9 protein-coding genes, 1 tRNA gene and 1 pseudogene are annotated in these 12,065 nt (G+C 71.6%); 10 read left to right on the top strand and 1 reads right to left on the bottom strand.

The features are described 5' to 3' along the window. Positions 1 to 144 precede the first annotated feature (144 nt). From ACFSHS_RS16205 to ACFSHS_RS16170, 8 genes and pseudogenes are all read left to right on the top strand, one after another. On the top strand, positions 145 to 1,596 hold the full coding sequence (locus ACFSHS_RS16205; protein WP_376878315.1) for an amidase: 1,452 nt from the start codon (positions 145 to 147) through the stop codon (positions 1,594 to 1,596). Positions 1,597 to 1,658: 62 nt separating this feature from the next. Then, positions 1,659 to 1,732 (top strand) — tRNA-Pro (locus tag ACFSHS_RS16200). Positions 1,733 to 1,837: 105 nt separating this feature from the next. Continuing rightward, complete coding sequence (tig, locus tag ACFSHS_RS16195; RefSeq protein ID WP_376878312.1) at positions 1,838 to 3,250, top strand: trigger factor; 1,413 nt, start codon at positions 1,838 to 1,840, stop codon at positions 3,248 to 3,250. 251 nt (positions 3,251 to 3,501) lie between these two features. Continuing rightward, on the top strand, positions 3,502 to 4,140 hold the full coding sequence (locus ACFSHS_RS16190; protein WP_376878309.1) for an ATP-dependent Clp protease proteolytic subunit: 639 nt from the start codon (positions 3,502 to 3,504) through the stop codon (positions 4,138 to 4,140). 22 nt (positions 4,141 to 4,162) lie between these two features. Then, positions 4,163 to 4,789, top strand: a complete 627-nt coding sequence (locus tag ACFSHS_RS16185; RefSeq protein ID WP_376878307.1) for an ATP-dependent Clp protease proteolytic subunit — start codon at positions 4,163 to 4,165, stop codon at positions 4,787 to 4,789. 310 nt (positions 4,790 to 5,099) lie between these two features. Then, on the top strand, positions 5,100 to 6,374 hold the full coding sequence (clpX, locus tag ACFSHS_RS16180) for an ATP-dependent Clp protease ATP-binding subunit ClpX (protein ID WP_376878304.1): 1,275 nt from the start codon (positions 5,100 to 5,102) through the stop codon (positions 6,372 to 6,374). A 187-nt stretch (positions 6,375 to 6,561) separates the two neighbouring features. Then, positions 6,562 to 6,696, top strand: a pseudogene (locus ACFSHS_RS16175) (DUF559 domain-containing protein); the annotation flags it as partial. 72 nt (positions 6,697 to 6,768) lie between these two features. Continuing rightward, the gene (locus ACFSHS_RS16170) at positions 6,769 to 7,479 is read left to right on the top strand and encodes an endonuclease domain-containing protein (protein WP_376878781.1); all 711 of its coding nucleotides are present in this window, start codon (positions 6,769 to 6,771) and stop codon (positions 7,477 to 7,479) included. A 42-nt stretch (positions 7,480 to 7,521) separates the two neighbouring features. On the opposite strand, the gene valS is transcribed toward ACFSHS_RS16170, so the two are convergent. Then, complete coding sequence (gene valS, locus ACFSHS_RS16165) at positions 7,522 to 10,122, bottom strand: valine--tRNA ligase (RefSeq protein ID WP_376878301.1); 2,601 nt, start codon at positions 10,120 to 10,122, stop codon at positions 7,522 to 7,524. A gap of 178 nt (positions 10,123 to 10,300) precedes the next feature. On the opposite strand from valS, the gene ACFSHS_RS16160 reads away from it, so the two are divergent. Both ACFSHS_RS16160 and ACFSHS_RS16155 read left to right on the top strand, forming a co-directional pair. Then, positions 10,301 to 11,656: a bifunctional folylpolyglutamate synthase/dihydrofolate synthase gene (locus ACFSHS_RS16160; RefSeq protein WP_376878298.1), complete on the top strand. Its 1,356-nt coding sequence runs from the start codon at positions 10,301 to 10,303 to the stop codon at positions 11,654 to 11,656. Further along, positions 11,653 to 12,060 (top strand): DUF4233 domain-containing protein, encoded by a 408-nt coding sequence (locus ACFSHS_RS16155; protein ID WP_376878295.1) that lies wholly within the window; start codon positions 11,653 to 11,655, stop codon positions 12,058 to 12,060. Before ACFSHS_RS16160 ends, ACFSHS_RS16155 begins: the two co-directional genes overlap by 4 nt. Positions 12,061 to 12,065 lie beyond the last annotated feature (5 nt).

Below are 12,065 nucleotides of genomic sequence, written 5' to 3'. Positions count from 1 at the left end.
GCACCCCTCACTCGCCGCAGGATGGTCCAGGCTAACGGCGGTTCGACCCCTCGCGGGACTCCCGCGGACCCGCTCCGGCGCCGCGCTCTCCCGCCGGCTCGCTGCGGCACGGACCTCGCCGACGGGCTTGCTACGGTCCGCCGTGTGACCGACGCCACGTGGATGGACGCCACCGCTCAGGCCGAGCTCGTGCGCACCGGGCAGGCCAGCGCCAAGGAGCTCGTCGAGGCCGCGATCGAGCGCATCGAGCGGCTGAACCCGCAGCTCAACGCCGTCGTCCGGGAGCGTTTCCACGCAGCCCGCGACGAGGCGGCGGCCGGGTTGCCGGACGGCCCCTTCCGCGGCGTCCCGATGCTGCTCAAGGACATGGGGTGCCACCTCGGCGGCGAGTCGACCCACTACGGCACCTCCTTCCTCCGGGAGGCCGCATGGTGCTGGCCGACCGAGAGCTACCTGGCTCGGCAGTTCCGCTCCGCCGGCTTCGTTCCTCTCGGCCGGACCAACGTGCCGGAGCTCGGGACCACGGTCACCACCGAGCCGGAGGCGAACGGCCCGGCGCGCAACCCTTACGACGTCCGGCGCTCGACGGGAGGGTCCAGCGGCGGCTCGGCTGCGGCTGTGGCCGCGGGCCTCGTGCCGGTCGCGCACGCCAGTGACGGCGGCGGGTCCATCCGCATCCCGGCGAGCGAGTGCGGGCTGGTCGGGCTCAAGCCCACCCGCGCCCGGGTGAGCCAGGGCCCCGACGTCGCCGAGAGCTGGGCCGGGGCCACGATCGACGGGGTGGTCACCCGCTCGGTGCGCGACACCGCGGCCGTCCTCGACGCCATCGGTCGACCGATGCCGGGGGACCCGTACATCGCCCCGCCGTTCCTCCGTCCACTGGTCGACGAGGTCGGCGCCCCCGTGGGGCTGCTGCGCGTCGGCGTCCTCGACGTCGACCCGGGGGAGCGCTATCTGGACCACCCGCAGTGCCGCGCCGCGGTGGAGCGGGCGGGGCAGCTGCTGGAGGAGCTCGGCTGCCACGTCGAGCCGGGCACCCCCGACGCGATGTTCGACCCGCAGTTCGGGCGCTTCTTCTCCAGGACCATCTCCGCCGACACCGCCTTGACCATCTCGGCTTTCGAGCGGGTCCTCGGCCGGCCGATCCGCGATGACGAGCTCGAGCCGCGCAATGTCGCGCACCGGGCGGTCGGGAAGCGGATGACCGCCGAGGAGTACCTCGGCGCCCGGCACGTGCTCGGTCGGTGGACCCGCCGGATGGCAGCCTGGTGGGCACCCGTCGAGGACGGCGGCCAGGGCTTCGACCTGCTGGTGACCCCGACCGTGGGCGCCCCGCCGCCCGAACTGGGCTGGTTCACCGCCGACGGGCCGGAGCGGGAGGGCCGGCGCATCGACAGCTTCATGCCGTACACGGCCCAGTTCAACGTGACCGGCCAGCCGGCCGTCAGCCTGCCGCTGCACTGGACCGACGACGGCCTCCCCGTCGGCGTGCAGCTGGTCGCCGCCTACGGCCGGGAGGACGTGCTGGTCCGGGTCGCGGCGGCGCTGGAGGAGGCGGCGCCATGGGCCGACCGTCGTCCCCCCGTCTCCCGCTGAGCCCCACCGAGGGGCTTCCGCCGCGGGGCCTCTGACGAGGGGCGCCTAGACTCGGGCGGCCACGGGGTGTGGCGCAGCTTGGTAGCGCACCCGCTTTGGGAGCGGGGGGCCGTGGGTTCAAATCCCGCCACCCCGACGTCACCTGAACCGCTGCCCGCGACGTCTCTAGACTCGTGGGCGATCTCGCGCCGTCCATGCCCGTCGGCGCCCGTCTGCCCGCAATCCGAGGAGCACTGCCGCTGTGAAGAGCACCATCGAGGAACTGGGCCCCACGCGGGTCCGGATGGCGATCGAGGTGCCCTGGGGGGACCTGGACCACGCCTTCGGTGAGGTCTACAAGGAGCTCGGCAAGCAGGTGCGCGTGCCGGGCTTCCGCCCGGGCAAGGTGCCCAACCGGGTGCTCGACCAGCGGATCGGGCGCCCCGTCGTCCTCGAGCAGGTCATCCAGCACGCCATCCCGGAGATCTACTCCGAGGTCGTCCGCGAGAACCAGGTCCGCGTCCTCGGCCAGCCCGAGGTCGAGGTGACCCGCCTCGATGACAACGACACCCTCGCCTTCACCGCCGAGGTCGACGTCGCTCCGCAGCTGGAGCTGCCCCCGCTCGACAACCTCGCCGTCACCGTCGACGACGTCGAGGTCACGGACGAGGAGATCGACAAGCAGATCGACGTCATGCGGGAGCGCTTCGGCATGCTCACCGGCGTCGAGCGCCCCGCCGAGGACGGCGACTTCGTCTCCATCGACCTCGAGGCCAAGCTGGACGGCGAGGTGCTGGAGGACGGCTCGACCACCGGCATGTCGTACGAGGTCGGCTCCGGCAACCTCATGGAGGGCCTGGACGACGCCGTCCGCGGGCTGTCCGCCGGCGAGTCGAGGACCTTCACCACCGCCCTGCTGTCGGGCCCCAACGCCGGCCAGGACGCCGAGGTGACCGTCACCGTCCGCTCGGTCAAGACCAAGGACCTCCCGGAGCTCGACGACGAGTTCGCGCAGACCGCGAGCGAGTTCGACACCCTGGCCGAGCTCCGCGAGGACGTCCGCAAGCGGCTGGCCCGCACCAAGGCGCTGAGCCAGGGCGCGCAGGCCCGGGACAAGATCGTCGAGCACCTGATCGAGACCATCGAGGTGCCCGTCCCGGAGAACCTCGTGGAGCGCGAGATCGAGTGGCGCAACCGCGCCTTCGAGCAGGAGCTGCAGCAGGCCGGCATGGACTGGGACAGCTTCCTGCAGATCTCCGGCGGCCAGTCCCGCGAGGAGTACGACGCCGAGCAGCGCAAGAACGTCGAGCAGGCGGTGAAGACCCAGTTCATCCTCGACGCGATCGCCGACGCCCGTGAGGTCACCGTCGACAACGACGACCTCTCTGCGCAGATCATGGCGCAGGCCCAGCGCAGCCGGATGAGCCCGGAGCAGTACGCCCAGCAGCTGCAGCAGAGCGGCAACATCGCCGAGTTCGTCGCCGACGTCCGCCGCACCAAGACGCTGGCCCAGCTGCTGGAGGAGACGACGATCACCGACGCGTCGGGCAACGTCGTCGACCTCGAGGCGCTGCGCCCGCAGACCGTCCGGGCCCCGCAGCCGGCCGCCGAGTCGGCCCCCGCCGAGGCGGAGGCCGAGGACGCCGAAGAGTCGGAGGACGCACCCAAGCCCTGAACTCGCGAGCACCCGTGACGCCGACGCCGTCCCGCCCGACCCCGGGCGGGGCGGCGTCGTCCGTTGGCCGGCCGGCGCGCTGCGCCGTCGGCGAACACTGCCCCGACGAGGACTGTGTCGTCGGGGGCGCGCGTTAGGGTCGACAGGACTCAGGCGACCGCCAGGGGGTACCGCCCCCCGGAGCGCCGCTCAAGCCCGAACCACCCACCGAGACCGACTGCTCAGACAGTTCTACGGAGGTCACCGCACCCGTGAGCATTACCGACCCCACCCTGGCGGGCTCGCCGCTGATGCGCGCCGCAGCCGGAGGGATGAACCTCAACGACTCGGTCTACGAGCGCCTGCTGCGCGAGCGCATCATCTTCCTGGGCAGCCAGGTCGACGACGTCATCGCCAACCAGCTGGCGGCCCAGATGCTGCTGCTGTCCGCCGAGGACCCCAAGCGCGACATCCACCTGTACATCAACTCGCCCGGTGGCTCCGTGAGCGCCGGCATGGCGATCTACGACACGATGCAGTTCATCGACTGCGACGTCGCCACCTACGGCATGGGCCTGGCCGCCTCGATGGGCCAGTTCCTGCTCACCGCCGGCACCGCGGGCAAGCGCTACGCCCTGCCGCACGCGCGGATCATGATGCATCAGCCGTCCGCCGGCGTCGGCGGCACGGCGGCCGACATCGCCATCCAGGCAGACCTGTTCCGCCGCACCAAGCGCGAGCTCAACGAGCTGCAGTCGCACCACACCGGCCAGCCCATCGAGCAGATCGAGAAGGACTCCGACCGCGACCGCTGGTTCACGGCCCAGGAGGCGCTCGAGTACGGCATGGTCGACCACGTGGTCAGCCGCGCCACGATGACCGGCACCGAGAACCCGGTCACGGACAACTGACGGTTCGGAGGAACTGACCCCCATGAGCTTCGAGATGCCCTCCAGCCGGTACGTGCTGCCCTCCTTCGTGGAGCGGACCAGCTACGGCATGAAGGAGTCCAACCCCTACAACAAGCTGTTCGAGGAACGGATCATCTTCCTCGGCGTGCAGATCGACGACGCGTCCGCCAACGACGTCATGGCGCAGCTGATCACGCTCGAGTCGGCCGACCCCGACCGCGACATCACGATCTACATCAACTCGCCCGGTGGCTCGTTCACCTCGCTGATGGCGATCTACGACACGATGATGTTCGTCCGTCCCGACATCCAGACCGTCTGCATGGGCCAGGCCGCCTCCGCCGCCGCCGTCCTGCTCGCGGCCGGGACGCCGGGCAAGCGGCTGGCGCTGCCGTACTCCCGGGTGCTCATCCACCAGCCGTCCGGCGAGGCCGGTGGCCAGGTGTCGGACCTGGAGATTCACGCCGCCGAGATCCAGCGGGTGCGCAGCCAGATGGAGGAGATCCTGGCCCGGCACACCGGCCGGTCGGTCGACCAGGTCCGCACCGACATCGACCGCGACAAGATCCTCACGGCCCCGGAGGCCAAGGAGTACGGGATCGTCGACGCGGTGATCCAGAGCCGCAAGCTCAACGCCCTTCCCGCCTGACCCGTTCGGCACGGGTCGAGGCCGCGACATGCGCGGCCCCGACCCGTACCGTCGACGGGGTCGGGAACCGAGGGGCGGAGGGCATCCGCGGGACAGAAGTGGGGCGGTCGCCGGAACCGGGTGAGTCATTGCCCGGCGACGTCGGCAGCTGGGGTTACGGTCACCGGGCGCCCGATCCCCGGCCGGCAGCGCCGGGAGGAATTCCTCGGGGACAGCCCGGAAACATGAGGCCGAGCAGGGGCCGAGCAGCAAGAATCAATCCGCAGGCTCCTGGGACCAGGGTCAGCGATTCACAGGTGGAGGTCAGCAGGTGGCACGAATCGGTGAGAGCGGTGACCTGCTCAAGTGCTCGTTCTGCGGGAAGAGCCAGAAGCAGGTCAAGAAGCTCATCGCGGGCCCCGGGGTCTACATCTGCGACGAGTGCATCGACCTGTGCAACGAGATCATCGAGGAAGAGCTCTCCGAGTCCTCGGACCTGAAGTTCGACGAGCTGCCCAAGCCCAAGGAGATCCACGACTTCCTCGAGCAGTACGTGATCGGCCAGGACCAGGCCAAGCGGACGCTCTCGGTCGCCGTCTACAACCACTACAAGCGGATCCAGGCCGGCGGCGACCGCGCCTCCCGCGACGACTCGGTCGAGCTGGCCAAGTCCAACATCCTGCTGATGGGCCCGACCGGGTGCGGCAAGACGCACCTGGCGCAGACCCTCGCGCGGATGCTCAACGTCCCCTTCGCGATCGCCGACGCCACCGCGCTGACCGAGGCCGGCTACGTCGGTGAGGACGTCGAGAACATCCTGCTCAAGCTCATCCAGGCCGCCGACTACGACGTCAAGCGCGCCGAGACCGGCATCATCTACATCGACGAGGTCGACAAGATCGCCCGCAAGAGCGAGAACCCGTCGATCACCCGCGACGTCTCCGGTGAGGGCGTCCAGCAGGCGCTGCTCAAGATCCTCGAGGGGACGACGGCGTCGGTGCCCCCGCAGGGTGGCCGCAAGCACCCGCACCAGGAGTTCATCCAGATCGACACGACGAACGTGCTGTTCATCGTGGGTGGCGCGTTCGCCGGCCTGGAGAAGGTCATCGAGGCGCGCACCAGCAAGCAGGGGATCGGCTTCGGCGCCGAGGTGCGCGGCAAGAAGGAGATCGAGGAGGCCAACGCCTTCGCCGAGGTCATGCCCGAGGACCTGCTCAAGTTCGGCATGATCCCCGAGTTCATCGGTCGTCTGCCGGTCATCACGAGCGTGCAGAAGCTCGACCGCGAGGCGCTGATCAACATCCTCACCGAGCCGAAGAACGCCCTGGTCCGCCAGTACCGCAAGCTGTTCGAGCTGGACGGGGTCGACCTGGAGTTCACCGACGACGCCCTCGAGGCCATCGCCGACCAGGCCATCCTCCGCGGCACCGGCGCCCGCGGGCTCCGCGCGATCATGGAGGAGGTGCTGCAGTCGGTGATGTACGACGTCCCCAGCCGGGACGACGTCGCCTCCGTGGTGATCACCAAGGAGGTCGTGCTGGAGCACGTGAACCCGACCATCGTGCCGCGCAAGCCCACCCGCGAGCGCCGCGAGAAGTCCGCCTGACGCTTCGCTGACGAGCCCGTCCCCGACTGCCGGGGGCGGGCTCGTTCGCGTTGTGAGGCCTGAAAGTGTGCGATGACGCCCCCTTCCAGCGCCTGGAACGGGGCTTGCGCGCACACACCGGGCCGTAGCCATCCACAGATCGGCCGCGACCGGCCCAACAGACCAGCTCGATCGACACGCTCGCCAGGTGGCTCATGATCTCGCTGCTGTAGTCGGTCGGGACGGTTGGACCAGTTGGGAGTCGCTGACCGCCCGGGTCGACCGGAAGGCGGTGACCCGCTGGGTCGCATCCGGTCGATTGCAACGGGTCCAGCCCGGGATCTACGCCCTGCCCGGCGTCATGAGTGACTGGCGGACCAGAGTCGAAGCTGCAGTGCATGCAACCGGCGGCGTGGTGAGCCATCGGTCCGCCCTCGCGCTCTGGGACCTCGCTCCACCCGGTGGTCCGATCCATCTCTCGGTCGAGCACACCCGGAGCGGTCGCGGGACCGCGGGCGTCGTCCTGCACCGGACGCGTGCCCTGGCCGACACTCTCCGCCGGGTCGACGGGCTGCCCGTGTCCTGCGTGGAACGGGCCGTCGTCGATACCTGGGGCGCTCCCGGCGGGCTGTCCCGCGCCGAGGTGCGGGCTGCCGCCATCGAGGCCGTCCGTCGTCGGCTGTGCCTGCCGCGGCAGCTCTCCGCCGAGGTGGAGCGGCGCCCCTGCCTGCGCAGCCGCGGGGCGCTCGGGCAGCTCGTCGGTCTCCTGGCGGACGGCTGCCGCAGCGAGCTCGAGATCTGGGGCTGCCTCAACGTGCTGCGAGGCCCGGGGATGCCGGCGTTCACCCTGCAGCACCGGGTCGAGGTGGCCGGGGAGCGCTTCATCCTGGATGCCGCGTGCGAACAGGTGCTGTTGGCGGTCGAGATGGACGGCGCCGCCTGGCACGGCTCACGCAGCCAACGGGAGAAGGACATCCGCCGCGATGCTCTGCTGGCGACGATCGGTTGGCAGACCCTGCGCTTCGGTCACCGCCGGCTGACCTCGGCGCCGGACGGCTGCCGGCGCGACATCCGCTCGGCCTACACCGCCCGTCGCAGGCTCATGGGGCTGGACGGAGTGCGCTGACGCCCCGTTCCTAGGCGGAGATCGGGGCGTCGGCGCACACGCTCAGGCCTCGGCGACCGGCGCGAGGACGACGGCGACGTTCAGCGGGGCCTCGCCCGCCTCGATCGACAGGGCGGCGATCCGGCCGGCGTCGACCAGGTCGGCGCGGGCCGCCTCGAGCAGCGGCACCTGCGCCGCCGGAGCGGTCACCGTGGCGGACTCCACGTCGGCCCGCATGGACACCTTCGCGTCGGACTTGGCCTTGCGGACCCCGGCGAGGGCCTCGGCGGTGGCCGTCACCACGTCGGGGTCGCCGTCGGCGGGCAGCTCCGACGCGACCGGCCACGGCGCGCGGTGCACCGACCCCGGCCGCCACCAGGACCAGACCTCCTCGGTCACGAACGGCAGCACGGGGGCGAACAGCCGCAGTTGCACCGCGAGGGCCAGGGCGAGGGTGGCCTGGGCCGACTCGGCGGCGGCGTCGGACCGGTAGGCCCGCGACTTCACCAGCTCGACGTAGTCGTCGCAGAACGACCAGAAGAAGGTCTCGGCGACCTCGAGCGCGCGGGTGTAGTTGTAGGCGTCCATCGCGGCCGTGGCCTCGTCGACCACGGTGGCCAGGGAGGTCAGCAGGCCGCGGTCGATGGGCTCGGTGATCCTCTCCGCGGCCGAGGTCAGGTCGACCGACCCGGCGCCGAGCCCGAGGACGAACTTGCCGACGTTGAGGATCTTCATGGCCAGCCGCCGGCCGACCTTCATCTGCGCCTCGTCGAACGGCGAGTCCGCACCCGGGCGCGCGCCCGCGGCGCGCCAGCGCACGGCGTCGGTGCCGTAGCGCTCGAGCACGTCGATCGGCGTGGTGGCGTTGCCCTTGGACTTGGACATCTTCTTGCGGTCGGGGTCGACCACGAAGCCGGAGATCGTGGCGTGGGACCACGGCACGGTGCCGTGCTCGAAGTGCGCGCGGACGACGGTGGAGAACAGCCAGGTCCGGATGATGTCGTGGGCCTGAGGGCGCTGGTCCATCGGGAACACGGCCGCGAACAGCTCGGGGTCGGTGTCCCAGCCCGACGCCACCTGCGGTGACAGGGACGACGTCGCCCAGGTGTCCATGACGTCGGGGTCGCCGATGAAGCCGCCGGGCTTCCCGCGCTGGTCCTCCGTGTAGCCGTCCGGGACGTCGGAGGAGGGGTCCACCGGGAGCGCGGAGTCCGGCGCCAGCAGCGGGTCGGTGTGGTCGGGCTCGCCCTGGGCGTCCAGCCGGTACCAGACCGGGAAGGGGACGCCGAAGAACCGCTGCCGGCTGATCAGCCAGTCGCCGTTGAGGCCCTCGACCCAGTTCTCGTACCGGTGGCGCATGTGCTCGGGCACCCACTGGATCTCCCGGCCGCGGGAGAGGAGGGCCTCGCGCAGGTCGGCGTCCCGGCCACCGTTGCGGATGTACCACTGCCGGGTGGTGACGATCTCGAGCGGGCGCTCGCCCTTCTCGTAGAACTTGACCGGGTGGGTGATCGGCGTCGGGTCGCCGTGCAGGTCGCCGGACTCGCGGAGCAGCTCCACGATCCGCTGCTGGGCGCTGAAGACGGTCTTGCCGGCGAGCTCGGCGTACGGCTCGGCGGGGACGTCGGCCGGCGGGTCGGCGAGGAGCCGGCCGTCCCAGCCGACGATCGCCCGGGTCGGCAGCTGCAGCTCCCGCCACCAGGTGACGTCGTTGAGGTCGCCGAAGGTGCAGATCATCGCGATGCCCGACCCCTTGTCCGGCTCCGCGAGGCGGTGCGCGACGACCGGCACCTCGACGTCGAACAGCGGCGTCCGCACCGTCGTCCCGAACAGCGGCTTGTACCGGTCGTCGTCGGGGTGGGCGACGAGGGCGACGCAGGCGGGGATGAGCTCGGGGCGGGTGGTCTCGATGAAGACGGGGCCGTCCGCCGAGTGGAACGAGATCCGGTGGTAGGCGCCCGGGCGCTCCCGGTCCTCGAGCTCCGCCTGGGCGACGGCGGTCCGGAAGGTGACGTCCCAGAGCGTCGGCGCCTCCTGCGCGTAGGCCTCACCGCGGGCCAGGTTGCGCAGGAACATCCGCTGGGCCGTGGCGCGCGAGGTCTCCGAGATCGTCCGGTAGACGTTGGTCCAGTCCACGGACAGGCCGACGCGGCGCCACAGCTTCTCGAACTCCGCCTCGTCCTCCTCCGTGAGCTGCATGCACAGCTCGACGAAGTTGCGCCGCGAGACCGGCACCTGCTCCTTGCCGGGCTTGGCCGGCGGCTGGAACGACGCGTCGTAGTGCAGCGACGGGTCGCACCGGACGCCGTAGTAGTTCTGCACCCGCCGCTCGGTGGGCAGGCCGTTGTCGTCCCAGCCCATCGGGTAGAAGACGTGCTTGCCGCGCATCCGCTGGTAGCGGGCGACGAAGTCGGTGTGGGTGTAGCTGAAGACGTGCCCCACGTGCAGCGAGCCGCTGGCGGTCGGCGGGGGAGTGTCGATCGAGTGGATCCGCTCCCGCGGCGTCGCCGGGTCCAGCGCGGCGGCCCGGTCGAAGGCGTAGGTGTCGTCGGCGGCCCAGCGCTCGACCCACTTCTCCTCGAGCCCGTCGAGCGACGGCTTCTCCGGTACGCCGATGGTCGCTCCCGGGGCAGGGGTGGCCGAGGTCGCGATGTCGGGAGCCATGTGCCTCAGTCTAGGAACCCCCCGGCTGGCGACAGCCCTGGGAGCATCGCAGCGAGGAACGAGCGATCGGTGGCCGCGCTGCAGGGTTCCGCCGCGAGCGTGCGCATGGTGCGGGGCAGCGTGGTCCTCCTACAGGTCGCGGAGTCAGCCAGGCGTCACGGCTGGCATCCTGAGCAGGATGAGCAGCAGCAGCACCGGTGATCTGGCCCGGGTCGAGGAGGAGCTGCTGGCCCGCTGGCCCGAGAGCCGGCTCGAGCCCTCGCTGACCCGCATCAACGCGCTGGTCGACCTGCTGGGATCGCCGCACCGCGCCATGCCCGTCGTCCAGGTGGCCGGCACCAACGGCAAGACGACGACGGCGCGGATGATCGACGAGCTGCTGCGCGGGTTCGGGCTGCGCGTGGGCCGGTTCACCAGCCCCCACCTCCAGTCGGTGCGGGAGCGGATCGTGCTGGACGGCGAGCCGGTGAGCGCCGAGCGCTTCGTCGAGGCCTACGACGACATCGCGCCCTACGTGCAGATGGTCGACGCCGCCGGCGAGCACCCGATGTCCTTCTTCGAGGTGACGGTGGGCATGGCCTACGCGCTGTTCGCCGACGCGCCGGTCGACGTCGCCGTCATCGAGGTCGGCATGGGTGGCACCTGGGACGCCACCAACGTGGCCGACGCGCGGGTCGCCGTCGTCACCCCCGTGGCGCTGGACCACGCGGAGTACCTCGGCCCCGACGTCGCCACGATCGCGGGCGAGAAGGCCGGGATCATCAAGCCCGACGCGATCGCGGTGCTCGCCCACCAGCAGCCGGGCGCGCTGGACGCGCTCGTCCGGCGGGCCGTCGACGTCGAGGCGGTCGTCGCGCGGGAGGGCACCGAGTTCGGCGTCCTGGAGCGGCGGGTCGCCGTCGGGGGGCAGCAGGTGCGGCTGCAGGGCCTCGGCGGTGAGTACGAGGAGATCTTCCTGCCGCTGTTCGGCGCCCACCAGGCCCAGAACGCGGTCACCGCGCTGGCCGCCGTGGAGGCGTTCCTCGGCGCCGGCGCCGCCACCGGCCCGATCGAGCAGGAGACGGTGCGGGCCGCGTTCGCCGGCGTCCGGTCGCCCGGCCGCCTGGAACGGGTCCGCACCAGCCCCACGGTCCTGGTCGACGCCGCGCACAACCCGGCCGGGATGGCCGCGACCGTCGACGCGATCAAGGAGTCCTTCGACTTCACCCGGCTGGTCGGGGTCGTGAGCTGCGTGGCCGGCAAGGACGTGCCCGGGATCCTGGCCGAGCTCGAGGACGTCTGCGCCGAGCTCGTCGTCACCCAGAACAGCTCGGCGCGGGCCATGCCCGCCGACGAGCTCGGGGCGCTGGCCGTCGACGTCTTCGGCGCCGACCGCGTCAGCGTCTCGCCACGGCTGCCCGAGGCCCTGACCGAGGCGATGGAGCTCGCCGAGGCCGGTCCGGACGACGCCCTCGGCGGGTCGGGCGTGCTGGTGACCGGCAGCGTGATCACGGCGGGGGAGGCCCGCACCCTCCTGGCGGGCGACCGGCCATGACCGCTCCCGATCCGGTCCGCGCGGGGCGTGCGCTGAACGGCGCGGCCGCCGGCATCCTGGTCCTCGAGGGCATCGCCACCCTGTTCGTGCCGCGCGGGATCGCGCAGGACGGGGACGGGCTCACCCCGGGCCGGCTCACCTACCTGCTCCTGCTCGCGGTCGTCCTGATCCTGGCGGCGGGGGTGCAGCGCCGGGAGCGCGGCGTGCTGATCGGCACCGTCCTGCAGGTGCCGCTGCTCCTGACCGGGCTGCTGAACGGCGTGATGTGGTTCGTCGCCGGTGCGTTCGTGCTGATCTGGCTCTACCTCCTGCAGGTCCGCAAGGACCTCCTCGGCTCTCCCCTCGGAGCGCCCCGGGTGCCCGAACCCGGCCACGAGGACGGCGGCACCACACCCACCCCGTAGGCTGC

The sequence above is a fragment of the Blastococcus deserti genome, assembly GCF_042682525.1.
GTDB lineage: Bacteria > Actinomycetota > Actinomycetes > Mycobacteriales > Geodermatophilaceae > Blastococcus_B > Blastococcus_B deserti.
Note: the sequence above shows the minus strand (reverse complement) of the source record. Positions and strands in the feature narration are given on the sequence as shown.